General features: G+C 46.2%; 25 protein-coding genes and 1 other RNA gene. 14 read left to right on the top strand and 12 right to left on the bottom strand.

Features of this window, described 5'->3' with window-relative positions:
* Positions 1-36 precede the first annotated feature (36 nt).
* Positions 37-422: RNase P RNA component class A (gene rnpB, locus OM95_RS08015), an RNA gene on the bottom strand.
* 98 nt (positions 423-520) lie between these two features.
* Between rnpB and OM95_RS07485 the strand changes: the two genes are divergently transcribed.
* A complete protein-coding gene (locus OM95_RS07485; RefSeq protein ID WP_041872090.1) occupies positions 521-982 on the top strand; it encodes a fibronectin type III domain-containing protein in 462 nt (153 codons plus the stop codon).
* Between the two features lie 59 nt (positions 983-1,041).
* Here the strand turns inward: OM95_RS07485 and OM95_RS07480 are convergent, their stop codons facing one another.
* Positions 1,042-1,443, bottom strand: a complete 402-nt coding sequence (locus tag OM95_RS07480; RefSeq protein WP_041872088.1) for a four-helix bundle copper-binding protein — start codon at positions 1,441-1,443, stop codon at positions 1,042-1,044.
* 219 nt (positions 1,444-1,662) lie between these two features.
* Between OM95_RS07480 and OM95_RS07475 the strand changes: the two genes are divergently transcribed.
* A complete protein-coding gene (locus tag OM95_RS07475) occupies positions 1,663-3,246 on the top strand; it encodes a PAS domain-containing sensor histidine kinase (RefSeq protein WP_041872085.1) in 1,584 nt (527 codons plus the stop codon).
* Here OM95_RS07475 and OM95_RS07470 read toward each other — a convergent pair.
* Positions 3,221-4,051 carry a Bd3614 family nucleic acid deaminase gene (locus tag OM95_RS07470; RefSeq protein ID WP_291515825.1) on the bottom strand — a complete coding sequence of 277 codons (831 nt, stop codon included), beginning with the start codon at positions 4,049-4,051 and terminating at the stop codon, positions 3,221-3,223. The genes OM95_RS07475 and OM95_RS07470 overlap by 26 nt on opposite strands.
* 28 nt (positions 4,052-4,079) lie before the next feature.
* On the opposite strand from OM95_RS07470, the gene OM95_RS07465 reads away from it, so the two are divergent.
* From OM95_RS07465 to OM95_RS07455, 3 genes are all read left to right on the top strand, one after another.
* Positions 4,080-5,036 carry a class I SAM-dependent methyltransferase gene (locus OM95_RS07465; RefSeq protein ID WP_291515823.1) on the top strand — a complete coding sequence of 319 codons (957 nt, stop codon included), beginning with the start codon at positions 4,080-4,082 and terminating at the stop codon, positions 5,034-5,036.
* A 184-nt stretch (positions 5,037-5,220) separates the two neighbouring features.
* Positions 5,221-6,510: a polyamine aminopropyltransferase gene (speE, locus tag OM95_RS07460; protein ID WP_041872344.1), complete on the top strand. Its 1,290-nt coding sequence runs from the start codon at positions 5,221-5,223 to the stop codon at positions 6,508-6,510.
* Positions 6,511-6,565: 55 nt separating this feature from the next.
* Positions 6,566-7,189 carry a superoxide dismutase gene (locus tag OM95_RS07455; protein ID WP_363228106.1) on the top strand — a complete coding sequence of 208 codons (624 nt, stop codon included), beginning with the start codon at positions 6,566-6,568 and terminating at the stop codon, positions 7,187-7,189.
* A 90-nt stretch (positions 7,190-7,279) separates the two neighbouring features.
* Here OM95_RS07455 and OM95_RS07450 read toward each other — a convergent pair whose 3' ends face one another.
* The 3 genes from OM95_RS07450 to OM95_RS07440 all read right to left on the bottom strand — a co-directional run bounded on the left by OM95_RS07450 (position 7,280) and on the right by OM95_RS07440 (position 9,195).
* The gene (locus tag OM95_RS07450; RefSeq protein WP_041872339.1) at positions 7,280-7,861 is read right to left on the bottom strand and encodes an NAD(P)H-dependent oxidoreductase; all 582 of its coding nucleotides are present in this window, start codon (positions 7,859-7,861) and stop codon (positions 7,280-7,282) included.
* Between the two features lie 366 nt (positions 7,862-8,227).
* Entirely contained in the window at positions 8,228-8,785 is a 558-nt protein-coding gene (locus tag OM95_RS07445) for a BON domain-containing protein (protein WP_041872080.1), read from the bottom strand.
* A 29-nt stretch (positions 8,786-8,814) separates the two neighbouring features.
* Complete coding sequence (locus tag OM95_RS07440) at positions 8,815-9,195, bottom strand: HPF/RaiA family ribosome-associated protein (protein ID WP_041872078.1); 381 nt, start codon at positions 9,193-9,195, stop codon at positions 8,815-8,817.
* Positions 9,196-9,398: 203 nt separating this feature from the next.
* Between OM95_RS07440 and OM95_RS07435 the strand changes: the two genes are divergently transcribed.
* Positions 9,399-10,319 carry a LysR family transcriptional regulator gene (locus OM95_RS07435; protein ID WP_041872076.1) on the top strand — a complete coding sequence of 307 codons (921 nt, stop codon included), beginning with the start codon at positions 9,399-9,401 and terminating at the stop codon, positions 10,317-10,319.
* A gap of 35 nt (positions 10,320-10,354) precedes the next feature.
* On the opposite strand, the gene OM95_RS07430 is transcribed toward OM95_RS07435, so the two are convergent.
* Positions 10,355-11,584, bottom strand: coding sequence for a M20/M25/M40 family metallo-hydrolase (locus OM95_RS07430; protein ID WP_291515819.1), 1,230 nt, complete (start codon positions 11,582-11,584; stop codon positions 10,355-10,357).
* Positions 11,585-11,695: 111 nt separating this feature from the next.
* Between OM95_RS07430 and OM95_RS07425 the strand changes: the two genes are divergently transcribed.
* A complete protein-coding gene (locus tag OM95_RS07425; protein WP_041872073.1) occupies positions 11,696-13,258 on the top strand; it encodes a B12-binding domain-containing radical SAM protein in 1,563 nt (520 codons plus the stop codon).
* Here the strand turns inward: OM95_RS07425 and OM95_RS07420 are convergent.
* Positions 13,185-13,667 carry a DUF1772 domain-containing protein gene (locus tag OM95_RS07420; protein ID WP_291515817.1) on the bottom strand — a complete coding sequence of 161 codons (483 nt, stop codon included), beginning with the start codon at positions 13,665-13,667 and terminating at the stop codon, positions 13,185-13,187. The two genes, OM95_RS07425 and OM95_RS07420, sit on opposite strands and share 74 nt — an antisense overlap.
* A gap of 112 nt (positions 13,668-13,779) precedes the next feature.
* Positions 13,780-14,550 (bottom strand): bifunctional 2-polyprenyl-6-hydroxyphenol methylase/3-demethylubiquinol 3-O-methyltransferase UbiG, encoded by a 771-nt coding sequence (gene ubiG, locus OM95_RS07415; RefSeq protein ID WP_291515815.1) that lies wholly within the window; start codon positions 14,548-14,550, stop codon positions 13,780-13,782.
* 122 nt (positions 14,551-14,672) lie between these two features.
* Here ubiG and OM95_RS07410 point away from each other — a divergent pair, with 122 nt between their 5' ends.
* Complete coding sequence (locus OM95_RS07410) at positions 14,673-15,047, top strand: hypothetical protein (RefSeq protein ID WP_291515813.1); 375 nt, start codon at positions 14,673-14,675, stop codon at positions 15,045-15,047.
* Positions 15,048-15,098: 51 nt separating this feature from the next.
* A complete protein-coding gene (locus OM95_RS07405; RefSeq protein WP_291515811.1) occupies positions 15,099-16,868 on the top strand; it encodes a glycosyltransferase family 39 protein in 1,770 nt (589 codons plus the stop codon).
* Here OM95_RS07405 and OM95_RS07400 read toward each other — a convergent pair.
* Positions 16,816-18,213 (bottom strand): NAD(P)H-binding protein, encoded by a 1,398-nt coding sequence (locus OM95_RS07400; protein WP_291515809.1) that lies wholly within the window; start codon positions 18,211-18,213, stop codon positions 16,816-16,818. The genes OM95_RS07405 and OM95_RS07400 overlap by 53 nt on opposite strands.
* A gap of 165 nt (positions 18,214-18,378) precedes the next feature.
* On the opposite strand from OM95_RS07400, the gene OM95_RS07395 reads away from it, so the two are divergent.
* From OM95_RS07395 to OM95_RS07385, 3 genes are all read left to right on the top strand, one after another.
* Positions 18,379-18,864, top strand: coding sequence for an Hsp20/alpha crystallin family protein (locus OM95_RS07395; protein WP_291515807.1), 486 nt, complete (start codon positions 18,379-18,381; stop codon positions 18,862-18,864).
* 85 nt (positions 18,865-18,949) lie between these two features.
* Positions 18,950-19,489 carry a DUF924 family protein gene (locus OM95_RS07390; RefSeq protein WP_041872060.1) on the top strand — a complete coding sequence of 180 codons (540 nt, stop codon included), beginning with the start codon at positions 18,950-18,952 and terminating at the stop codon, positions 19,487-19,489.
* A 57-nt stretch (positions 19,490-19,546) separates the two neighbouring features.
* The gene (locus tag OM95_RS07385) at positions 19,547-20,026 is read left to right on the top strand and encodes a GreA/GreB family elongation factor (RefSeq protein WP_041872328.1); all 480 of its coding nucleotides are present in this window, start codon (positions 19,547-19,549) and stop codon (positions 20,024-20,026) included.
* Here OM95_RS07385 and OM95_RS07380 read toward each other — a convergent pair.
* Complete coding sequence (locus tag OM95_RS07380; RefSeq protein WP_041872057.1) at positions 20,010-20,633, bottom strand: hypothetical protein; 624 nt, start codon at positions 20,631-20,633, stop codon at positions 20,010-20,012. The two genes, OM95_RS07385 and OM95_RS07380, sit on opposite strands and share 17 nt — an antisense overlap.
* 45 nt (positions 20,634-20,678) lie before the next feature.
* Between OM95_RS07380 and OM95_RS07375 the strand changes: the two genes are divergently transcribed.
* Both OM95_RS07375 and OM95_RS07370 read left to right on the top strand, forming a co-directional pair.
* Positions 20,679-21,197, top strand: a complete 519-nt coding sequence (locus OM95_RS07375; RefSeq protein WP_041872055.1) for an asparaginase domain-containing protein — start codon at positions 20,679-20,681, stop codon at positions 21,195-21,197.
* A gap of 75 nt (positions 21,198-21,272) precedes the next feature.
* Complete coding sequence (locus tag OM95_RS07370) at positions 21,273-23,015, top strand: hypothetical protein (protein WP_041872052.1); 1,743 nt, start codon at positions 21,273-21,275, stop codon at positions 23,013-23,015.
* Here OM95_RS07370 and OM95_RS07365 read toward each other — a convergent pair.
* Complete coding sequence (locus OM95_RS07365) at positions 23,012-24,289, bottom strand: carbohydrate porin (RefSeq protein ID WP_291515805.1); 1,278 nt, start codon at positions 24,287-24,289, stop codon at positions 23,012-23,014. The two genes, OM95_RS07370 and OM95_RS07365, sit on opposite strands and share 4 nt — an antisense overlap.
* Between the last annotated feature and the right edge of the window lie 47 nt (positions 24,290-24,336).

Below are 24,336 nucleotides of genomic sequence, written 5' to 3'. Positions count from 1 at the left end.
GACACACATTTCTGGACGTGAGTCGTAAGAAGGCGGGATCACGGTTTTGCTGTAAGCCGGATTCTGTCCCAATCACCAGGTCCCATAATTTGTCCCGATAATCGTAGATGATCATTCCTCTGGGAATGCTATTACTAGCACCCTCAAGCGATCTTACCCGAAAGCTACGGACTGGCCGTCCTACTAATGCTTCCCTATTTGATCTTGCTCCGCGCAGAGTTTGGCTGTTTTCACTCCAGCGACTCCCCAGAAGGCTCCCGTTCCCGCCTTTAGGATCATAGTCCTGGATATTCTTTCTGTTCCACTGTTCCTGACATTACTGTCGAGGGGCGTTACCCCTTGCGCTGCCATATGGAGTCCGGACTTTCCTCTCTAATTTCAGGAATTTAGAGCATTATTAGAGCGATCATCCGCAAAACCGAAGGGGTTTTCTAACACCCCCCAGCAAAAAGCGCAAGAGGGTTTTCATCGACCCCATTTTATTTTAATTTCTAAGCACAGTTTACAAAAGGACTTTACCATGAAGATCGCTGTATCTCTATTCGCATTCGCTTTGACCCTAGCTCTTACGTCTCCGTCTTTGGCTGAAGAAGGCCATGGTGGAGGTGGACATGGCGGCCTTGCCGAAAAAATGAATGCTTTGTTCCCTCCGAAGCAACCAGTTCCAGCTAAAAGAGACGTTCCTGCAGCTCCCGAACTTTCCGCTCCTGCTTATTTTTCTGAGATCAAAGCTGACAAAGCAGCTTTGCAATGGAAAGCCGTTGAAGGCGCTTCTGAATACCACGTGCAATTGGCGACAGACCCTAATTTCAAATGGTTAGTGGCTAACGAATACCACGTTAAAGGCACTTCTTTTGAAGCTACAGGCTTGGAAGCTGGCAAACACTACTACTGGAGAGTTGCCGCAGTAGCTGATGCAAACTGGTCTACATTCCGCAGAAGTTTCTTTGCGACTTCGATGTTCGCAACTCCAGCGAAATAGTTTTTTCGAACATATTTAGAAGCATTAAAAAGCCCTTTGTTTTGCAAAGGGCTTTTATTTTACATACGAGCTGAAGTCCCTTCGCTTCTCCCCTGCATAGGCATTCGCACCGTCATTCCAGCCATCGCCCGGCAGGACTCAGCACAACGACGGCAAACCTCCGCACAATTTGCGAAAACTGAGTCACCTTCGTAGCGCTCGCACTCAATCGCGCAGGCATCACACAACTCAAACGATAGTTCACACGCTTGATGATGAAATTCAGATTCGGCAATCATCAATTTTGCTGAAAGACTGCAGGCATCTGAGCAAAATTGAAGAAGGGCTATATGCTTGCCGGAAAAGGCCGTCCCCTTTTGCTGTAGACAATAATGAAGGGTTTCTGTGCACGTGCGAACACTGGTCAAACAATTATTAATACACTTGGCCATGTCGCTATCTTGTATTTGGTTCGTCGCCATACCGACCTCCTTTTATTAATTTTCCCTCTGAAACAAGGACAAATAAAGGAATCCCCGATTTTTTGTCAGATTTCAGTCATAGCTAAAGTCTGTTGTCATGTGACAGATCAGAAAGCTCAGACGTAAATAAGGCGTCAGACATCGTGTTATTACAAAACTTTAATTCCCAGACGCTTTTGTAATTTTATTAAGCAATGTTGTTGTCAGTAGACTTGTCACATGACCCATTCAGTCTATGATGCTTTATTAAATTCAAACGCAGTGATTGAGTTCGACCCTCAAGGTTATATCCTTTGGGCTAATCGCAATTATCTGAACATCATGGGATACGAACTAGAGGAAATCGTCGGACAACATCATTCGATGTTCTTACCAGAAAAATCGCAACATGAATTGTCGTATCAGCAAATGTGGTATCAACTTGCGCAGGGCCAAACCCAAGTTGGTGAATTTAAACGTGTAACAAAAAACAACAAGGAAGTCTGGATTCAGGGCTCTTACACTCCCGTTCGCCATCCCAGCGGATATGTCATCAAAATCATAAAAATGGTTATTGATATCACTGAAAAGAAACGCTTGGCCGAAAATCTTGAAAAGAAGAACAGAGAGTTGGCTTCAACGGCGGAAAAAGCGAAGGCAGCAACTTACGCCAAATCTGTTTTTCTGGCGAATATGAGTCATGAAATACGCACGCCCTTGAATTCAATTATTGGTATCACGGATACTTTGGCTGAAACCAAGTTGGATAATCAACAAGCCTCTTTTGTTGAAATCCTTCAGCGCGCAAACAACCAACTAATGACAATTATCAACGACGTTTTAGATCTTTCTAAGGTGGAAGCGGGAGAACTGGAACTAAAAATGCTTCCCTTCCAACTGCAAAAACTGCTGGACGAGCTCACTTCGGTTCTAGGTTTTCGTGCAAGAGAAAAAGCGCTGAAGCTTAGCATAGAAGTGGATCCAGACGTCGATTCATTCTACATCGGTGACGCCGATCGCCTTCGGCAGATCTTAATGAACCTGCTTAACAATGCCATCAAATTCACTCATGGCGGTGAAATTTCCTTGCGCGTGACTCGCAACCGCACTTCCCGCCCTGGGAATGTTCTTTTTTGCGTGGCCGACACTGGAATTGGCATTGCAAAATCCAAATTCAAAGATATTTTTCAGCCCTTTACTCAGGCGGACCCCACGACCACTCGTCGTTATGGCGGAACCGGTTTGGGGCTTTCGATAACTAAGAATATCGTCGAAATGATGCAGGGACAGATCTGGCTGGAAAGTGAAGTCGGAATGGGAAGCGTGTTTTATTTTACCGCGACTTTGAAGCCCACCCAGGAACGTATCAACTACTTTCCTCAGCCGGTCTATAGCAGACTTACGAATGATAACAAAGCTTCGTTTGCCGCCGAACGCCTGAAGATCCTCATTGTTGACGACGTCGATGATAATCGGGCCCTTTTTGGAATTTATTTGCAGAACACGATTCATTCTCTTTCCTACGCAGCCAGCGGAGTGGAAGCCGTCGAACGGGTCCAAAATGAACACTTCGATATCATTTTTATGGACGTGCAAATGCCTGAAATGGATGGCTATGAAGCCACCCGTCGCATTCGCGCGATGGAAAAAGAATATCACCGTCCGCCGACACGAATCTTTGCCTGCACAGCAAACGCTTTTGCCGAAGATGTGAAGAAAAGTCTGCAGGCTGGTTGCGACAAACATTTATCCAAGCCCATTCGCAAAGACACTTTGCTAAAAACAATTCTTCTGTCTTTTACTGAGCAGGAAATGGCTTATTAATTCCCGTCTGATCCAGAATAGTTTCCCGCGAAAGCGAACCTTTTTCTTCCACCGAATAATAAACCCGCAAGGACGCGGGGTCTTCACTCCAGTGGTAAATCATCCCTGCACACATCTTACAGGGCTTATGCGTGGAAAATAAAATGGCATTCGCAGGAATTTTTGTTTGGCCGGCCCGATAAAGATTCTGCAGCAAGTTTACTTCAGCGTGCCTTGTTTTGTTTTTTGAGTTGGAATTGACTCCGAAGCCAAGATAGCGGCCGTTTGCATCAACAAGAACCACTGCAATATCGCGATTGAAGTCGTGCAAAATTTCTCCACGCGGGACCTGCCGAGCCAAATTTTGGGCAGCACTTCGCAGCTTGGCCAAGGTCCGCGGCACTGATGCCACCTCCTCGGGGGTCAGACGGTCTTCGGTGAACGACGCCGGGGTATCCTCATGCGCGGGCGGCCAAAGGGCGACCTCCGCCGAACCAATTTCGCAGAACTGAACTTGCAGCTTCAACTTGTGATCCCGGGGCTGAACCTGCGCGGTGGCACGTTTAGCCACGACTTTAACCATTCCGCGGCACATTTCCGTCAAGGGGGCCGTCGTATAGATACGCTTGCGCAAAATGAAAAAGCTGTGATCCACAAACTGATCAAACAGGCCCTGCAGCAACTTGACCACTGCGGAAGACGGAGCGGTCACCTTTTGAGAAAAATGCGTATAATAGACAACGCCCTTATGCTCGACATAGGCAAGGTCATAGCCCGTTTTATAAAGTAAAAATGCTAGGTGTTCCGCCTGATTTTGCGTCGACATAAAGAATTGGTACCATAAAGTGACATTTTTGTCTAAAACCGATGCCACGACAGGAATCGCAAAAATGGACATGATTAAGAACCGTCTGGAAAAAAACTATAAAAAGCTAAAAAGTTGGGCCGATCGCAACAAAATCGAAGCCTACCGCCTTTATGATCGAGACATTCCAGAATACCCGTTCATTGTCGATGTTTACAAAAATTTCTATGTCATTTACGACAAAAGTGATCCCATCCGCGACAAGGATAAAAATCACCTGCCGCATGTGAGTGATGCCCTAAAAGCTCTTTTTAAAACCGACGAGGCCCATGTCGTCGTCAAAAAAAGAGAGCGCCAAGAAGGGCTTAAGCAATACGAAAAGTTAGCTGAAAAAAGTGAAACACTGACGGTGCAAGAGACGCAAGCCATTTTGAAGGTCAATCTGTATGACTATTTGGATACGGGATTGTTCCTGGATCACCGGCCCATGCGCCAAAAAATTCATAAGCTGGCAAAGGATAAAAAGTTCCTGAATCTGTTCTGTTATACTGGTTCGGTAAGTGTTTTCGCCGCTTTGGGCGGAGCCAAAACCACCAGCGTTGACATGTCTCAGACCTATTTGCGATGGGCTCAGGATAACTTCACTCTGAACGGTTTGAATCCCGAGGAGCACACCTTCGTCAACGCCGATGTCCTGGAATGGCTAAGACTCAATCAAAACCACCCCATGTATGACATGATTTTCTTAGATCCGCCGACTTTTTCGAACTCTAAAAAAATGGAAGACAGTTTTGAGGTTGAGCGGGATCAGGACTTCCTGGTGAATGCCTGTATGAGTCTGTTGTTGCCCTCAGGCGTGCTTTATTTTTCAAACAACAAACGTAAGTTTAAATTGTCCGAGCAAATACTGAATAAATACACCGTGAAAGATTTAACCGAAGAATCCATTCCACAGGACTTTCACGACAAAAAAATTCACAACTGTTTCGAGATAAAATACAAATAAATCGGGCTCATTTTCCGTCGAAAACCGCTGTGGACGCCCTGGCGCCGACTTCCTGCCTTAGAGCAGAATATCTAGATTTGACGGTCTTAAAATCTCTGAAGAAAATTCTTGCATGGGGGGTCAAAAGGACCTAGAACCCCCCTTTTCAAATGACATCACATTTTTCCCCGGGGAGGGCACGGAATTGAAAGCTTTAGGTCGCCATATTTTAGTTGAGTTCAGTGGTTGTAACGCTGAGGTTTTGAACGATGTTTCAATCATCGAAAAAAGCATGATTGAGGCCGCGCAAATCGCCGGAGCTACGGTTATTAATTCGACCTTCCATCACTTCTCTCCGTGGGGAGTCAGTGGAGTTGTGGTGATTCAAGAAAGCCATTTGGCGATCCACACGTGGCCTGAGTATCGTTATGCCGCTGTTGATTTGTTCACATGCGGCGATTCTGTGGACCCTTGGGTTTCTTTCGAGCATTTGAAAAAAGCATTTCAGGCGAATTATTCTGCACTCGAAATGAATCGTGGCTCTTTGCATGTTATTCAAAAGTCAGATTTCCAGCCCAAGCACCTTCGCACCGAGCCTTCTTTCGATTTGAAAAAAGGTTTCCAAATCGAACGCAATGTGTGGTTCACCGATAAAGACGAAAACCAAGCCTTGTCTTTGCGTTACACGGGTGATGTTCTGTTTGACGAAACGAACCCATTCCAGCGCGTACGTGTCTTGGATTCATACTCTCACGGCAAATTTCTCGCGATCAACAACATGGTGATGTGCACTGAGCGCGATGAGTTCCATTATCATGAGATGATTTCTCATCCAGTTATGCAAGCGCACGGAAATGCGAAAAATATTCTGGTCATCGGTGGTGGAGACGGCGGTACCATTCGTGAGTTGTTCAAGTATGACCACGTCGAAAAAGTCACCATGGTCGAAATCGATGAAGCAGTCATTCGTGCTTCTAAAGAACATCTTCCGAGCATTGCTTCCGAGTTCGGCAATCCGAAACTGAATTTGATTATTGGCGATGGCATTCAATTTGTTAAAGACGCAGCCGCTAATTCATACGATGTCATTATCGTCGATGGTTCGGACCCAGTAGGTCCGGCAAAAGGTCTTTTTACGGCCGAGTTCTACAATAACTGTAAAAATGCACTGAAAGAAGGCGGGATCATCATCACTCAAGGCGAGTCACCGATGTTCCACGAAGGCACTTTCGTTGAACTAAACCACTGCTTAAAAGGCATCTTTGGTAAATCCAATGTCCACACCATGCTTTTCCACGCCACGACCTATCCGTCAGGGATGTGGAGTCTGCAAGTGGGTGTAAAGGGTCACTATCATCCGGCCAAGGACTTCAACAAAGACAAAGCGCGCCAATTTTCTATGGCCAAAGGTCTGAAGTACTACAACGAAGAACTGCATTCTGCGGCCTTCGCTTTGCCTACCTTCGTCAGAACGATGCTTGGCGAAAATGCTTAATTAATAGACCGCCTCCTGTTTTCATTATACTTTCAGTACTCAACAGGAGGCGTATATAATGTTCAAACTTCCAACACTTCCCTACGCAAAAACTGAATTGGCTCCTTTGTTCAATGAAGAACAAATGACCTATCACTACGACAAACATCACAAAGCTTATTTAGATAACTTGAATAAGATGATGGAGACAGATTCTTCGTTGAAAGGAAAATCTTTAGAAGAGATCGTTCTTTCTTCTTCCGGCGGCGTATTTAACAACGCGGCTCAGGGCTGGAATCACACTTTCTTCTGGTTCAATATGGCTCCCAACGGAAAAGGCGGACAGCCTTCTGCGGATCTTGAAGCGGCGATCAAACGTGACTTTGGTTCTATGGACGAACTCAAAGCAAAATTCGTGGATGGCGGCGTGAAAACCTTCGGTTCAGGATGGATCTGGCTATGCACAGACTCTTCTGGGAAACTAAGCTTGGTTTCAACTTCTAATGCGCAAGTCCCTTTCACAAACAACGGCCCTACACCTTTGATGGTCGCGGACGTTTGGGAACACGCTTACTACGTTGACTACCGCAACCTACGTCAAAAATATCTTGAGACGTTCTGGACGCAAATCAACTGGAACTTCGTTTCAGAAAACTATGCTTCTAAAAAAGTTCGCGATCTTACAAAATCAATGACGTAAAAAATGCGTGCTTCTTTGCATTGTTAAGCGCAAAAAAGAACAGACTCGGCATCGTGATTATGATGCCGAGTTTTTTTTCGTCTGAAAGGCTCAGGGCTTAAACCAAATCCGACGGGGATCTTTCTTATCCACCGGCCAGGTCACCCAATCCACACGGCAATCACAGGCCTTAATGAGGTTCAGAAGAATAAGTTCGGCATCTTCTTTCTGCCAAAAATCCGCTTTATGCGAAGACGTCCCCCGCAAAGCCTCTTCTGAAAGCAAAGAGTAAACCATTCCGCTCATCGGCGGGATCAATAAGCCCATGGTCGAAAGCACCCCCTGCAAACGAGAAAGCACTGACTTACCGCCCACCGAATGCATCAGTACAAAGACCGAACAAGGCTTTCCCATCAACGCCGGCGTTCCTTCCAGTTCAGTCATCTCTTCCAAAAGTTTCTGCAAAGGACTTCCCCAAGAATCCCAATACGTCCCGGTAACAAAAACAAATGCATCCGCCGCAGAAATTTTCTTCTTCAGCCCCATTCCATAAGAGGTCTTCTTCAGATGGACAACATCCACCGAACAATCCACATCCAAAGTTTTAAAAATCTTTAAAAGCAAGCGAACCCAACGCCCGCAATTCCCAGAATCCCCAACCGGACTTCCATTCAGAACCAAAATCTTTTTCATAAGAAAAAGTATGCCCACCCCACCACCAAACATCAAAAACAAAAAGCAAGGCACCAAGCCAACTTAAAAAACTGCGACCGCCAGCTCCCTTCTATTTTCACCCTCATAGGAAATTTTGATTATAGGAAGCACACTGGTGCAGACCCGAAGGAAGGCCTTCGGTGGCGCCACGATGGCGCGAACCGAGGCAAAGCCTCGGCACCGACCGAGCCCGGAAGGCGAGCCGACCGCAGGGCCCTGCATCGGGGTGCTTCCTATAATTAAAATTTCCGTCTTCGCAAGGGAGAAAAAAGAAGGGCGCCCTAGGGAGGCGCCCAGATTTGGAGGGATTGGGAAAAGGACCGCATTAATTTGTCACTCTCGTCATCAAGAAACCTCCTTCAGAGTATTGACCTCTAGGGAAAAACCCATTCCCGTTTGAGGGAACAGGGATTGATATTCGTCGACAGTAAGAGGAGCCCGACGAGGAGGATCGATAATTTCGATAAAGTTATCGACATCTTTCACACCCGAGAGCTCCCAGGCTGAGGCAACGGCCATCGCTTTCAGTCGAGGACGGAAAACTTCGCCATAAAGTTTGACGACACCATTAATCACTTCGAGTTCGATATGCTCTCCGTCGATTTTGATCATTTCCGTCAGATTCGACATCAGGATTTCCGTAATTTCGTCATCCGTTCTATGAAAATCAACTGGCACTGCAATCCGATCTTCTACGGCCCATACGCCTTCTGTATCAGAGATCGCCTGCAATGCCGCATTCTTTTTAAAAGAGGTGTCGACACAGCCACTGACAATGACCACACCTCCATGGACGACGATATCTAGATCAGCCTCGCTTACTCTTTTGTCCCATTTAATTCGTTCACGTAGTTTTTGTACTAGCTCACAATCTCCATGGTTTTTTTTCAGAAGAGTACTCATAAGCTGCTCCTTCTGTCTCAGTCGTTTTATTAAGCCACGCTGTCTTCCCAAGTCTCCGGCTGATATCTTAAAGCCGGATCTCGTCGGCGGTGCTGAGATTTCAAAGAGGACTGTTTACTTAAGATAACCTTCAAAGCGTCTACTGTGTTCGCTACACATCGCTTAAAGTTTTCATCAGTTTTACGTACTTTAATGACGTTACGGATGAAAGAAGCTTTAAGGATAACCTCACAAACATAGCTCGGCTTACGAGTTTGCGAGCGATGTCGATCTGTTTCGACCCGCACTGTGAGGTGAGCACCACTGTCGTTTTTAAAGAAGTCTTCGACTGTACCTTCCACCTTTTCCAACAAATAAGCCTCAAGGTTTTCAGTCTTAGTGATGTCTCTGTAGTAGATGTCTGTTTGCATATCTACCTCCTTCTGAGTTCATTATCGCTAAGAACTATGATTTCTTTAAATATATAATTTGGATGACATAGTTAGTTTAAAGTTATAGGTTTGCTGGACTACAGATTGTAATTTTGAGGAAGTTTCAGCACTTACAGAAGCTAGACAAAAAGCCAGTTCCAAAACGGCGCCGTTTAATCGTTGTCATACGGGGGTCCAATTTCATGTTTAATTACAACCATCTTTATTACTTTTATGTCACCGCGAGGCTAGGCGGAGTCAGCAACGCCGCAAAATACCTGCATATCAGCCAACCTTCCCTCAGTTCCCAACTGAAGGTATTTGAGTCTGCCATTGACCAAAAACTTTTCGAAAAAAAAGGACGAAACTTACAGCTGACCGCCGAGGGAGAAAAGGCCTTCGCGTATTCCAAAAAAATCTTTGATATCGCCAATGAGTTTGCGGAAAGCTTACGAAGTCCAAGCGAAAAACAAAGTCAAAGAATTCGCATCGGTGTCACCGATCAAGTAGAGCGGCCCTTTATTGCTGACTTGCTAAGTCCTTTAATCAAAGAGAAACGCCGGGATATAGAAAAAACATTTTTCGTCAGCTCTGCGCCCTCGGAAATTCTGTTAAATCAATTACGCAGCCATGACATTGACTTGGTTTTAACCAACAAACCCATTTACGCCGACGACGTGAAAGAACTGGCTTCGGCCAACATGCCCGTGAATCTGATGGTCTCAACCAAAAATCTTAAGGATCTAAAAATTCGCGTCTCTCGCAGCACTTCGGCCCTGGAATTTTTGAATGCCGTGCCCTGGGGACTGATCATCCCGTCGTACAAAATGAAATTGCGACATGAAACTGATCTCTTCTTTCAAGAGATCAAAGCCCGCAAAAAGGTTGTCATTGAAAGTGATATTATATCTGTTGTGGGACGGGCTATTGTTGATGGCGCTGGGGTTGGCTTTATGCCGGTTCCTTATCTGCTTGACGAGGTCAACAATGGCACTATTACAACGCTCGGACCGAAAGCGGGCTATTGGCAACACAGCCTCTATCTGCTGGGAAGAAAAGACGACAATTACGATGACACTGTGGAAGACGTTAAGAACAGCATCAAAAAAATGGAAAAAATCTAAGGCACAAGCCGTTCGCCTGTGCCCCAAAAAGAATACTAGTAAGGTTGGCGGGCTTGGCTGTTTGCCAGGTCCATCGCCATGACCAACGCGATTTTTGTGTAAACCGCAGAATGCTTGAAGTTCGAAGCGGGGGAAACAACATCCTTCGCTGTATGAATATCCTTGTTGCTGTTTCTGAAGGTCGCTTCAAACGGCATAAGTGCCGGATAGCCTTGGCGGTTCCAAGAAGCATGATCGCTACAACCATAGCCGCACTTGTCATCAACTACGCGGGCATGCAAATAGGTCTCGTTCATTGCTTTCAAATAGTCGCGCAACCAAGCACTGGTAAAATCTGTCATGCTGCCGATCACCAACTCGCCCGAGCCGGGGAACAAAGTCATATCCAACTGCAGAACTGCGACGACGTCTTTCTTTTCCGCTTTATATTGTTTCGCGATTTCAGCAGATCCCAGAAGACCTGATTCCTCTCCGGCATACCAGAAGAATTCGACCGTGCGCTTGGGCTGCTCTTTGTCCATAAGAATTCTTAAAGCTTCAATAAGATTCGCGGAACCTGAAGCATTGTCATCAGCACCCGGAGCTTCTTTACCACCGCCCCATGACTGATTAATGGAATCCAAATGACCGCCAAGGACAACGATCTCGTTCGGTCTTTCTGATCCCACCAAACGAACACGAATCGAGTTCTGCTTCGTTGAGCTATGCGAAATCACCGAGATTTCGTACGGAACCGATGAATTTGCAAGCATCGCCTCTAAACGCTGTTTCATTTCATCGACGTGGCGATTGGGCTGAGGATCGCGGTTATTGCGATTGGGGAAAGAAGACAGCCATGTCACATAGCTGCGCAAGTTGCTTTCGCTCACTTCCGTCAACGCGGCTTCAATTTTTGCATCTTTGTTCAACGAAAGAATTTTGAACGGCGCACGTTCATACAATTCATTCTTCTCTTGAATTTCGGCCAGGCTGTTCAACATTCCGTCAAAGCCGCGCGACTGCAACATCATGTCCTGACTAAGATCTTCAAACCCACCGCACTTGCCAACCTGATGAGCTCTTTCCTGAATCCGCTGCTGCATCAAGGGCGTGACAATCGCGTATCCAACTTCGATACGTTCGTCTTTTGCCAGGATCGGAATGTTCAGAGCTCTAAGATCTTTAAGGTCCGCAAGAATGGGTTTGGTTTCGAAACTTTCAAGAGGCGCAACATGGGCCGAAGCCGTCGATGCGACGAATAAAAGTGCCATCGTGGCAGTTTTCATAATTCAATCCTTTGAAAAATAAATTACCGTCACGTAATCGTATCTAATTTGTCCTCACCTTGGCAAAGACAATTCGCTTATTTTTTCAACATGCACTAAGATGGGCGCCGTATGAATAAAGACATTTTGCTTGTGACCTTGAATTCCAGTTATCCCCATAGCTCGTTTGGTTTGCGCTATCTTATGGCCAATCTTGAGGACCTTAAAGATCGCGCCCAGATCATGGAGTTTACGATTCAAAAAGATCCTCGCGACATCGCCGAAGTTTTGCTGCGTCAAAAAGCGAAGATCATCGGCGTTGGAGTTTACATCTGGAATGCACAAGAGTCTTTGGAGTTGGTGTCTTTAATCAAACGAATCAGCCCGGACACCCTAGTGGTTCTGGGTGGCCCCGAAGTGAGCCACGAATCAGAGTCCAATAAAATCTGCCAAATCGCAGACTTCACCATCAAGGGTGAAGCCGATTTCTTGTTCTATGAATTCTGCAAGAACGCTCTGGATAACGGCATCTTACCATCGACAAAGTTTATCTCTGGCGCTTTGCCCGATATTAAAAAAATCAAATCACCCTACGGGTTGTACAGCGACGAAGATATTCAAAACCGCGTGATCTATGTCGAAGTGTCACGTGGGTGCCCCTACCGTTGCGAATACTGCCTTTCCTCTTTGGACAAAGCTGTTCGCAGTTTTGAACTCACAGATTTTCTTGCCGACATCCAAAAACTTTTGGATCGGGGCGCCCGCCAATTTAAGTTCATTGATCGCACCTTTAATCTGAGCCCCACGACCTGCACGACGATTCTGCAGTTCTTCTTGGATCGCATTGAACTCGGCCTTTTTCTTCACTTCGAAATGGTTCCGGATCGACTGCCGGTGGAAATTCGCGATCTCATCAAAAAATTCCCCGCCGGAGCATTGCAGTTTGAAATTGGCATTCAAACTTGGAATCCCGAGGTGGCCCGTCTCGTCAGCCGACGCAACGACTACGAAAAGGTCAAAGACAACTTCCGCTTTTTAGCGGAAGAAACAGGCGTTCATACGCACGCCGATCTGATTGCCGGTCTTCCTGGCGAGGATCTGGAAAGCTTCGCAAAGGGCTTTGATACTCTGGCGACACTTCATCCTCACGAAATTCAGGTGGGTATCTTAAAACGACTCAAAGGGGCTCCCATCGCTCGTCACGATAAGGAATGGGAGATGGTTTATTCCGAACATCCCCCATTTCAAATTTTGCGCACAAAAAACATGTCTTTTGAAACTTTGCAGGTGATGAATCGCTTTGCAAAGTACTGGGATCTTTATGCCAACAGCGGAAACTTTAAAAACCTGGTAAACGTTTTGCGTGAAAAATCGCAGACCCGGGAAGACAAATCTTTTTTCTGGGAATTTTTTGCATTTAATAAGTTTCTGACTCAGCGATATGCACAGTCTTTCGGAATCTCTCAGATCAGTCTGTTTGAGTCGGCTTATGTGTATTTAAAAGAAGAACTCGGCTGGCCTGCGGAAGAAGCTAAGACACTGATTATGGAAGACTATTCTTTAACTGGAAAAACCGATGTGCCGAAGTTTTTAAAGGAATTTGGGGCTAAGAAGTCGGGGTTTAAAGAGGCAAGTTCTGCAATTCCGAAGAGACAACAAAGACATTTGACCGGGAAGCCCGAGACTGTTTCATAAAGAAGCTCGAGGCTAAAAGAAGTCCAAAACTTGAGACCAACAGGGCGCTGCGGATGTACATAAATCTCAGCCACTGCGATCTCACCTCGGCCCAGTTAGTAGGCGGTGCTAGCATTTGCCAGTCGTGCACCGCTCGACTCAACGGCAGATTTCCGGTCCAAGTCATCAGCAACTCGTCCAGAACGCAGATCAATGCAAATAACACGAGTAGAAATTCCAAAGACTTCCACTCTTCGCGAAGCAAAAACAAGTTAGCGACGATGGTCACCGTCAAAATGAAATAGAGAAGCGGATTCCAGGCTGAAAAAGCTGGGTCCAGGTTCTGATGAAGCTCAATGTAAGCCGCTGCAGAAAGATTTTCCATAGCGGGCCCCATACCCAAAACAAAAGCAAAAGAGCTTCCTGCCATGAGTCCCACCAGCAGAAGACAAAAATATCTAAAAAATACCGACACGTTCATGGAACACCTATAAACTCCGTGTCATAGAGTCACAAGTTTCTTTTTTGAAATTAAGAAGTCTTTAATGTTCACGCATTTTTTTGGCGTACCCCGTGTAAGCGATAAGCGGGAGCTTTGTAAATTTGAAACGGAAATCTTTCGGGACAACACCCGTGCGAATAAGCTCAAGCATCGCTTTCTGCGCAAAGACGGGACGTATTCCGCGAATTTGCGTGACCTCCAAGCCGCTGTCATCTGCCCACTCCCTTATTTGCTCTGGATCAATGAATAAAGAATATACGTGATAGTCTTTCGGTGTGTTTTTTACGAACCACTCCATGCCTTTTATAACCACAAGCCACGCCAGAGGGTTCTTTGCGAATGTATTAAAAAAGAATAATCCACCCGGGCGCAGAACTCGTGTTGCCTCAGCGATCACTCTTCGCGGGTCCGAGACATGTTCTAAAAGATCCATCGCACAAACGACGTCAAAACTTTCCTTTTCAAAGGGCACTGAATAAACGTCCCCTTGCTGATAATGAACTGTATGTGTGACATCGCGATTTTGTGCCACCTTCAGGCTGGACGTCGAAAGATCGATTCCTTGTACGCTATGTCCCGCCAGCGCCAGATCATTCGCAAGAAATCCGGCTCCGCACCCCATATCTAAGATCTCGGCGTGATAGCCGATGTTTCGACGGATCTCTTCAAGAATCCATGGCATCTCCACCTTGTGTTGATTGCGTAACAACGCAATGGGGTCGTCCTGCGCCTCGTACCAGCGCTCTGCCAAGTGATCATAAGCCTCGTTGTTCACGATCTCCTTATCGAGTTTTGCGAGATCCATATCCATGTCTGCTCCTCTCGTTACTCTCAAACTATCAAAGGACGGCAGTTTCCAGCGAGTCTAACGAAGTCCAGTGGTAAGAATCAGACGGTTGCCCTCACACCCGTTTCATATATAGACTCAGGCTTATGAGTGAATACTTCGAGATCGCGGTTCGATGGGCTTTTGCCATGCAGATGGTCTTTTGGGGACTGAACGGCTTTTTTCACTGGATAAATATCCCCCCGGCAAGCCCGGTCATAGACCGCTTTGTAACGGCTTGTATGGAAACAAAATTCATTATGCCATCAGTAAAACTCATTGAGATTGTTTTCGGACTTTTCCTTATCATGAACTTCGCCGTGCCTCTTAGCTTGGCCGCTTTCGCTCCCCTTCTTTTTGTAATTACCGGCCTGCATCTATTTCATAATCCCAAGCCTTGGACGGTCTTGATTTTGAATACACTTCCTTATTGTCTTCTACTGACCCTGCACAGCGGCCCTTTATTACGGCTTGTTCACTAAACTTTTCGTAACTTGAGATCAGGTCGGCGGGATGATTAAACCCTGACACTCATGATAAAACGCACTCTTTTCTTTCTTTCGTCAGCAAGTCTTATCGGCATGGTTGCAGGACTGGCGTGGATTTTTTACCTTTCCCCGCGTCCGTATGACATCAGCTTCATTCAACCGGACATGAAAATTTTCAACAAAGCTCCTGCAACGATGAATCATCGAGGAACTTCGGAAGGCTTGTATTGGTTGAGCTTTAAAACTCCGGCTCGAACCTTCGCGTTGAATAAATTAATCCTGCGCACCCGAAACTGTATTCACTCTCTTTCTACTGACAACAAAGAATGGAGTGAAATTTCCAAGAGCTGCGACAATAAAAAGGGCCTGTCACTTGAAAACACGGGCCAAGAGCTTGCGAAAGACACCCAGTGGCACTTTGCCGGAAGCACACGCGGGGACCTTCATGGTGTGATACTTGATAAAGACTGGTCAGAGCCAAAACTGGCGGCGGGGTTGCTTTTCTTTTTATTAAGCCTGGCTTTATTCATATTCGCTGTCATCCCCGCTGATGATAGCGTTGAACGCGGATTCGTGACCTTCATCCTTATCGGCGCCTTTTTGTTGAGATTCTGGTTCGTCTTTATCATCTCGCCTCCAGAGCTCAGCCTTTTTTCAGACATGGGGGCGTATTTTCAAAGAGCCTGGGAAATTTCCCGGCACTCTTTCAATGTGAATCAATTATTTCAGCCCGTTGGCTTCACTCTCTGGTCTCAACAAATTCGTGATCTGGGCGGCTTTGAATTATTTAATTGGACTCAAGTCTTTCTTTCCTGGGGCATCGTCCTTTTCATTTATCTTATGGCTCGAGAGCGTTTTGGAAGACTCGCGGGGGCCGTCGCTGTGCTTTTCGCGGCGATCCACATTCCTCAAGCGGCAATGGCGTCGATGCATTTGGCAGAAAATATCTATGGCTTTTTTCTTACTATGTCGTTGTGGGTTATCTTAAGAACCTTAAAGACCGAAAAACTTAGCGGCTACTTCCTGACTGGAATTTTGTTGATGCTTTCGTTCTACTTTAAAGGAAATCACGCATTCTTTATCCCGATATTTTCACTTTGGCTGCTCTACCAGCATCGTCAGAACTTCTTTAAGGGCTCTTTGAAGGTGCTGGTTCTGGGTTTGGGGTGTATGCTAGTGGCAGCTCCCCATTTAGCCTGGACCCAGATGAACTATGGCAAAGCCTTTCTTGGTCCCACGGCGGGGGCGCTGAACTTCGTTGAAGGAAAGTGTCCCTCAAAAGACAATCAGGATTCGCAAGGCAATCGCTGGATGTCCCCACTTTTTCATGTCACCGGCGAAAAAACTTTTAAACAATGGCCCCGTCCATTTACAGATCAAAACTATTTTTGGAAAGAAGGCTTTAAATGTGTCGCTGCCGAGCCCATGGTTTTAGGCACAAGCCTTCGTTATATCTATTATCTATTTGGCGGAAACATGCTGTGGCCTATCGGAGAAACTCCGATGCGATCCCTGTTTCTAGAGTGGGAAAAATTCTTTCTGTTTGCTTTGCTGCCGTTTACCCTAGTTGGGGCGTTGGTGTATGCGCGCAGAAAAGACGACTTTTCTGAGGTGGCAGCTCTGCTGATGCTGTCACTTTTTCTGACTGTGTGGTTTTTTAAATCTGAAAATCGTCTGCGTGTGCCTTTCGACGCCGTTCTTATTATTTGGTCGGCCGTCGGCTACGCTTGGGCCCTGGAAAAATTAAAAGTGTTAGCCCGCCTTATGAGGGGCGAGGCATCTGGCGATTTGTGGGACGCGATTTTCCGCTTTTAAGATAGCGGCCGAATTGTTTCATCACCCAAAGATGAAAATAGGCCTGGGTCCATCGGTAAATATACCAAGGCATGCGCGGAACAAAATCATGGATAGCGGCAATGACAGCTTGTCCTCCTAAGATTTCTCTAAATTCCAAACGGCCGCGCTCAGTCTTTGCAGCTAAAAGTCCGCCGCGAACATAGAAGAGCTGTCGATGCGACCAGCTTCGGTCCGGAGCATATTCCAAAATTAAAAGTTTAGTGTCAGGAAAACGCCAGCGAAAGTACACCCACTTACCCTCGACATCCACTTTTAAAAAAGCGGGCAAGGTCGGCAAAAAATCCAGATAAGCGCGCGCCACGCTCTCGGCACTTTTCCCAGGCGGTAAAGGTAGACGCTGCACCGAACGCACGACATGTTTACCAACCTCGGTGCCCTTAAACGCCAAGGGCTTTTTGTGAGGATCGTAGGTCACCAGAGCTTCATTTATAGCCAAGTCCACATCCGCAAATGGATGGCCGGGGATTTTCAAGGCCTTCAAGGGATCTATCAGCAAGTTGTGTCTTAGTCCGCGCACCAAAGGCGAAACTAAAGACCACGGTGCCTGTGTAACTAGACAAACCCATAGAGTGGAAAGCTGAGGAGTCACAAAGGGAAAACGCAACAGTCTTCGTTGAAGTCCCATCTTGTCGGCAATTTTTTGCATCATCTCTCGATAGCTGATGGCAACGGGGCCGCCGATATCGAAGACTTTGTTATAGACCACTTCATTTTCAACACAGTATTCAATACTGTGAACGACATCGTTCAGCGAGATCGGCTGACTGACGGTATCAGTCCACGAAGGACAAATCATCAAAGGCAGCCTGGTCACCAGTCGCGCCATCATCTGAAAGGACGAACCTTCAGGGCCTAGGATAATTGCAGCCCGCAGGACCGTGGCGGGAATAGAGCTGGTTTTAAAAACCTCCTCAACTTCCCATCGGCTGCGCAGATGACGAGACAGTTCCGACGCATTGTCGGGTCGCATACCCCCAAGATAGATGATCTGTTTAACGCGATTCTTTTCTGCCGCCCGCACAAAGTTGTCCGCGACGATAAGGTCAAAGTCATCGAAAGTTCCTTGCGTAAGATGTGCGGAAGGTCGCATAGAGTGAACCAAATATACAGCGACATCGACATTTTTCAGCGCATTTTCCGCATCCAACAGACTGAAGAGATCGCAGGACCGCCATTCAACGCCCCCATTGTTCTGAGACTTTTTTACAGAGCGACTAAGGGCTACGACCTCGTGCTTCTTTTGTAGCTCACGGATAAGAGCCTTTCCCACAAAACCGCTGGCACCTGCGACGGCAATTTTCATTTTAAAAATCTCCTTCTGACCAAAAACCAGCACCTTGACAAATTTTTTTTTGAACTCAGGGGGTTCGTTTTTCAATTTTAGAGAGTTTCACCGCCTTGACAAGGGTTTCCCCAAGCACATGTTTGTAATGTAAGAACTCACAAAGACTTTTTGAAGGAGGCTTCTATGAGAATTCTAACACCGTATATGACAAATCGCAGACCGTTTGCCACTGATCTTTTTGACGAAGTAGAGCGTATGTTTGAAGGCTTTGCTGCGCCCGCAAACACAACTCCTGAGCGTCGTTTTACACCTGCGTTTGAAGTCAATGAAACTGAAGAACATTTTTTGTTAGCTGTCGATCTTCCCGGTATTAAAAAGGAAGATTTGAAAATCGAGCAGAATGAAAACGTTTTGAGTATTTCAGGAGAAAGAAAACGCAGTACTGGCAGTGAATCCTTTATGAAACGATTCACTTTGCCGAACACCGTAGACGTCGAAAAAATCGAGGCGCATTACGCTGACGGTGTTCTTAATATGTACTTGCCAAAAGCAGCGGTTGCGAAACCTCGCAACATCGAAATTCAGTCTAAATCCGGTGGCTTTTTTGAAAAGCTGATCGGCTCCAAAAAAGTGGGTGAGGACACTTCCTCCACGGACTCAACCCACTAAATCCCTCTTCCCTAGGGCTCGGCCTCCCCGCCGGGCCCCCCTCTCTATTTTGACAATCTGACATTCGTTCTTCTAAACTAATGGCATGACCTATCAAGACATCATTGATTTTTGGTTCGAAGAAATTGACCCCAGTCTTTGGTTTATGAAAGACGATCTGTTTGATCAACAGATCCGCCGTCGTTTTCTTGATGTCTTTGAAGACGTGATCGCCGGGAAAATGTTCTCTTGGAGAAAGTCGCCGGAAGGCCGTCTTGCGGAAGTCATCGTTCTTGATCAGTTCTCCAGAAATCTTTTTCGTGATTCAGCACAAGCTTTTGCCCAAGATGATTTAGCCCTGCATTTAGCCAAAGAGGCCGTCCGTGTCGGCGACGATCAACGAGTGCCCGTGGTGCAAAGACACTTTTTTTACATGCCCTATATGCACAGTGAAGACTTAAAGGTCCACGACGAGGCCGTAAGACTGTTTTCTCAAGAAGGTCTGGAAAACGGGCTGAAGTTTGAACTGCTTCATAAAAAGATCATTGAGACCTATGGCCGTTATCCCCATCGCAATAAAGCTTTGGGGCGCATTTCGACGCCGGCAGAAACTGAATTTCTAAAGCAGCCGGGCTCCGCGTTTTAAAAACGCCGTTGCTCTCTCTGAAGAGTCCCGTCATACTATTTAAAAATGAGGCCTGCTTTGGATAAAAAGAAACTCGTGGAAGCGATTCGCACCCAGCTTGAAAGTGATTTATTAGTGGCAAAACAAGCCGCCTTGGCGACTTATGAAGCTGCGACCCACGAAGAAAGCAAACCAGAAAATGAATACGACACCCGCGGCTTAGAGGCCTCTTATCTGGCGGGAGCTCAGGCCAAAAGAATTTCCCAGATCGAAGAGCTTTTGGTTATTCTGAAACACTTGGATGTCAAAGATTTCGGTCCTCATGATAAAATCAACTCCACAGCCCTGGTGGAGGTAGAGTCCAACGGCAAACACAGTTTCTTTTTTATAATCGCTAAGGGCGGAGGCGTCAGCGTAAAGTTTGAGGGTCGAAATATTCAGATCGTGACCCCCAGCAGCCCCCTGGGCGAAGCTCTTCAAGATCTTCGCCAGGGCGATATCGCCACTGTTGAAAATGGCGATCAGGTTCGCGAATACGAAATCATGAACGTTTGGTAGCCGCTGAAATTCTTTTGAGTTCGGCCATCACTTTTTTGGCCTTTTGTTGACGTAAAGATTTCCAATCACGCCCCACGGATCCTGTGGATAAATCTGTTAAAAACGCCCACTCGGGATGCTCTCTGGAAGGATTCATATTTTCTTTGAGCCATAACTTTCCGAAGGCACTGAACGTGATCTTTTTTCCTTGGACCCACAGTTCCCGCGAGAGTTCTTGTGCCAAAGCTCCGAATTGAAATTGACCCTTTGTAACCTGCTTCAGAACTTTCAAGGAGTTTGCGTCACGATTCTTATAAAGACCGAATAAGAAATGAGTCTCGGGCCGAATTTCTTTGGGAAGGTTTTGCGCAATCATTTTGTTGGGAATCACGGAAGGAGGCGGAACTTTTCCAGTCTTCAAGTACTGTCGCACGCGGTCCAGCACGACACCCTTTCGGTCTAACTCTTTGGTCTTTTGCAGAACATTTTTTTTATACTCTGCATGGATGTGCAGGGGCAAACCATGGTGACGACAGAACGTCTTAATCTCCTGCATATTTAAGTAGTTGAGATCATTCATTAGCTCTTTTTGTTGCGCTTGTGTCAGATGTGAGATCAGTGAAGCCACGGCCGTCCTTGCTGTTTTAAAAATCTTAGCATAGGATGCAAAATCATGGGAAATGCAATTCAAGACGTCGTTATCATTACTACCGGTGGAACCATCGAAAAAACTTACAATGAGTTCGATGGCTCTCTTGAAAATCGCGGAACAAGTATTCGCAACCGCATTCTTTCAAAAATGCGTCTTCCCTACACGAACATCATGGTCTATCCGCTTCTTAGCAAAGATTCTTTGTATATGACCGATGCAGATCGTTCATTGATTGCGGCGACGATCAAAGATCAAATGCAAAGAGGTTGTCCGATCGTTGTCCTGCACGGTACCGACACAATGAGTGTCACTGCCGAACACTGCCTGCAAGTTTTGGGCGTCCCGACTGTGCCCGTGGTATTTACCGGCGCAATGATTCCAATGGGTTTTGAAGATAGTGACGCTGCTCAAAATGTCACCGAGGCGCTGCTGTCTGCCAAACTTTTAAAGCCAGGTTTTTATATTTCGTTTCATAATCAAGTTTTCACCGTCCCTCATGTTCGTAAGAATAGGGAGCACGGCACTTTTGAAAGCTTCTAGTCTCAAAATCTCATAATGAGTCTCAGCAAAACCAAAATAACTCCGAAAAGAGGTTTTTAGACCTAGGAGTGCATTTTGAATCTTTCGTCACTGACTATTGCTTCCCTTTTTCTTTTTACTTCATGCACCCATATCCCGACCAAGGTCGAGACAGAAAATGCTTACCAAAAAGTGATTCCATTTCGCCTTAATGAGGCACGCATTCCCGCCGCAGAAGAAATGAATTGGTGGGCGGCAAATGCCAATCAAATACAAAACGCAACTTGTCGTGTGAAGCTGCCCACGACCACCAAAGAAATCTTGAACTATTATGCGAAGAAACCGCTGGGTCCTGGGTATGAAAGTGGTCAGGCTTACGTAGGAGGAATTCTTCTTGAAAATGAACGGCCGGAACTGGTTCTAGCTTTAGCAAAGCTTCTTTCCCCCGCCGGCGGAGAGGAATCGATTGAGGGCACGCCACAAAGTTTTCAAAAGGCCTTTAATGTAAATCCAAGCTGCAAGAAAGCTCTTTGCGCCGCCGAGAAGATTTTCGGCCCGTCGGTGGGATCACAAATGGTCTTTCTGATGGAGCGATTTGACATTAATACTTCCCGCTATTCTTTTTTCAATGCGGATACTTTCAGTGCGTCAGAAATCGCGGATATTATACGCTCTTTTGAACTGGTTCATCCCGAACAACTGCCGTTTCAGTCGAACAAACAGCTGATCAAATTTAAGCGCGGATACACTCGCGCGGCTTACGGCGGTGACGGCGACTCCGTTTTAGCCAATGCCTCGATTGAGCTCTTTGACAGTTGGTCACAAGAATCCTCTTTAATGCGCCAATACACACTCTATCACGAGATTGCGCACAATTATTCAAACAATCACTTTTCGGACTACGATCGCTCTAACACTTGGCTCGCTTTAAGCAATTGGAAAGAATCCTCCCAAGGTGAATTCGAGGCGCAAAAAAGAAAAGCCCAGCAAGGACACCCTTTCGTTTCTCGCTATGGCGAAACCAATCCCTATGAAGACTTTGCGGAAAGTGTTACGGCTTATCGCTTCAATCCGGCCTTGTTGAAGAAGACATCCCCTGAAAAATATAATCTCATCAAACTTTTGGTTTTCGACGGGTTGGAATTTACTTCCTCTGCTTTGTGCTCTCAGCCAACGCTGCAGACGAAGTATCAGAAACAAGTGGATGCCGGCGTCAACTTCACTGCCGCACAGAAAGATGTTATTAAAAATTCTTGCCGACAAAGCTATTATCAAACGATCGTGGGTCACTCGCCAGTCAGCTTTTTCGAAGAATGTGTCGATTACGAAGCTACACAAGTCTGGCAAAAAGAGAACATCAATAAGTTCCCTGATCTGATGCCCCAATCCCTGTACGATGCCAAATTTCGCATCAGCAAACTGAAATTCAAGGGACTTAAAAAAGAACTTACGCAAGAGCTGGCACCAGAAGCTACTGACTGGATTCTGGAAGCAGTTAAGATCTATACGTATCGTATGAACTCAAACATGACCAACCAGGAATACTGTGACGTGTGGGCGGAATTAAAAAATCGCGTCTATCCCAACATCAGTGTTGAAAGTAAATGGCGCCGCCAAAGCTATCTAGTGATTCGGGAATATTCCCCCAGTGAAGGCGCCGCCCGCGGGGTTTGCCTGGATTTAGTGAAAGGCTTTGTGCCAAGATCTAAATCCACCGCAGGCGTCATCAAAAGCTGGGTGAAGGAAAAGGCCCTTTTACAGAGCGAGAATCAATTACAAGACCGAGGCATCACCCGCGAAGCTCTTTTGAAATACATTTTGGATCGCACTGACATTTAAAACCAAGCTTCGAACTGGTAGCCAAAGCTGGTGCCTGCAGTTTTATCTTTGAAGGCACTGGCCGAAGCACCAATGAGGCTTTTATTTGAATTTGACCACATCGAGTGACTGACGAAGGCGCGCATCACTGGGCGCCCCCAAATAGTTTTGCTTAAGGAAAGTTGCGGCGCCAAAGAGATGCGACTTAGCTCGCGCACACCGACGGAATTTCCGCCGCCATCCACTTCTGATTCATCTTTAAAACGGGAGTAACCTGTTTCAAAGACCCACTGAAATCTGTCGGAAACAAAATAAATGGGACGAATTCCGATTTCTTGCCACTCGCGATGACTGTTTTCATCTTTCCCGGTATCCGCAATTTCAGCAGCGACTGCCAACATCACAGCCCAGCGATCCGTGACGTCATGATTCCAATCCTCAACGAAACGCAATGTCCAGGCTTTGTTTTGACTGTCATCCGTCGAAGGAACCGCACTGCTGGCGTAGATATTCAAGTCCTTCATTGCACCTTTGCCGTATAAAATCGTCGTATTATTGTTGCCGTCAAAAACAGAACCATTCAGACGAGCGGATAACGAAAAGCCATTTGTGTCGATGTAAGAGGAAGTGCCATCGGAACTCGCTTGTGCCCAGGCATACACGCCCCATAAATTTAGATTTTGTTCTGCAAAGACAGGAATGGTTTTCCACCGCAAGTCCACAGCTTGCAACACAGGACGACCTGCCGTCGTCGCTGAAAGATCGTCGTTAGCTTGAACCAAATGGGCCACCGCCACCTTACCGCCCAGATCTACCGGAATGTTATCGATTCCAGCGCCCACACCACTCATATCGGCGTAATAATACCAGTCAAAAATATACAGATCGACATCCCGGTAGAAACGCTTTCCGATCCAAAACTCCCCTGGTAATTCTGTGAATCCACCGGCGGTCACGAAGGCTTCGACTTGACTCATATCCCTGTTTGCCGCAGCTTCCCACTGGCGAGTTCCCTTAGAATTAAACATCAAACGAACTTGCGTTCGAAAATAGACCGAATCTTGTTCTTCAGGTTTTTTATGATGAAAGATCATCGCCAGTTCGGAATAAAAACCGCACTCGTTACCTAAACGTAGGAAATTACCAGGAATTCCGGAGTTGAAAAAACAGTTCTGCTGGCCGCCTTCAAAGTTAATACCTGTTCCGCCGCGCAAATAGCCGATAAAATCAGCATTCAACGCGAAGCTCACTGAAGAGGTCAGCATACAAATTAAGAAACACTTAATACTTTTCATCCTCGCCCCTTGAAAAAGCTGAGGCTTACCCATAAAGTCTGCGCCTG

Origin of the sequence: Bdellovibrio sp. ArHS (assembly GCF_000786105.1) — a bacterium.
In the GTDB taxonomy this organism is placed as follows: domain Bacteria; phylum Bdellovibrionota; class Bdellovibrionia; order Bdellovibrionales; family Bdellovibrionaceae; genus Bdellovibrio.
Note: the sequence above shows the minus strand (reverse complement) of the source record. Positions and strands in the feature narration are given on the sequence as shown.

Excerpts from the sequence above, each read along its gene's own strand:
- OM95_RS07485 (WP_041872090.1), top strand. The coding sequence starts at position 521 with ATGAAGATCGCTGTATCTCTATTCGCATTCGCTTTGACCCTAGCTCTT.
- OM95_RS07430 (WP_291515819.1), bottom strand. The coding sequence starts at position 11,584 with ATGAAAACTGCCACGATGGCACTTTTATTCGTCGCATCGACGGCTTCG.
- OM95_RS07410 (WP_291515813.1), top strand. The coding sequence starts at position 14,673 with ATGAGTGAATACTTCGAGATCGCGGTTCGATGGGCTTTTGCCATGCAG.
- OM95_RS07405 (WP_291515811.1), top strand. The coding sequence starts at position 15,099 with ATGATAAAACGCACTCTTTTCTTTCTTTCGTCAGCAAGTCTTATCGGC.
- OM95_RS07470 (WP_291515825.1), bottom strand. The coding sequence starts at position 4,051 with ATGTCGACGCAAAATCAGGCGGAACACCTAGCATTTTTACTTTATAAA.
- OM95_RS07395 (WP_291515807.1), top strand. The coding sequence starts at position 18,379 with ATGAGAATTCTAACACCGTATATGACAAATCGCAGACCGTTTGCCACT.
- OM95_RS07475 (WP_041872085.1), top strand. The coding sequence starts at position 1,663 with ATGACCCATTCAGTCTATGATGCTTTATTAAATTCAAACGCAGTGATT.
- OM95_RS07445 (WP_041872080.1), bottom strand. The coding sequence starts at position 8,785 with ATGAGTACTCTTCTGAAAAAAAACCATGGAGATTGTGAGCTAGTACAA.
- OM95_RS07425 (WP_041872073.1), top strand. The coding sequence starts at position 11,696 with ATGAATAAAGACATTTTGCTTGTGACCTTGAATTCCAGTTATCCCCAT.
- OM95_RS07390 (WP_041872060.1), top strand. The coding sequence starts at position 18,950 with ATGACCTATCAAGACATCATTGATTTTTGGTTCGAAGAAATTGACCCC.
- OM95_RS07400 (WP_291515809.1), bottom strand. The coding sequence starts at position 18,213 with ATGAAAATTGCCGTCGCAGGTGCCAGCGGTTTTGTGGGAAAGGCTCTT.
- OM95_RS07435 (WP_041872076.1), top strand. The coding sequence starts at position 9,399 with ATGTTTAATTACAACCATCTTTATTACTTTTATGTCACCGCGAGGCTA.
- OM95_RS07480 (WP_041872088.1), bottom strand. The coding sequence starts at position 1,443 with ATGGCGACGAACCAAATACAAGATAGCGACATGGCCAAGTGTATTAAT.
- OM95_RS07450 (WP_041872339.1), bottom strand. The coding sequence starts at position 7,861 with ATGAAAAAGATTTTGGTTCTGAATGGAAGTCCGGTTGGGGATTCTGGG.
- OM95_RS07440 (WP_041872078.1), bottom strand. The coding sequence starts at position 9,195 with ATGCAAACAGACATCTACTACAGAGACATCACTAAGACTGAAAACCTT.
- OM95_RS07420 (WP_291515817.1), bottom strand. The coding sequence starts at position 13,667 with ATGGCAGGAAGCTCTTTTGCTTTTGTTTTGGGTATGGGGCCCGCTATG.
- ubiG (WP_291515815.1), bottom strand. The coding sequence starts at position 14,550 with ATGGATATGGATCTCGCAAAACTCGATAAGGAGATCGTGAACAACGAG.
- OM95_RS07375 (WP_041872055.1), top strand. The coding sequence starts at position 20,679 with ATGGGAAATGCAATTCAAGACGTCGTTATCATTACTACCGGTGGAACC.
- OM95_RS07365 (WP_291515805.1), bottom strand. The coding sequence starts at position 24,289 with ATGAAAAGTATTAAGTGTTTCTTAATTTGTATGCTGACCTCTTCAGTG.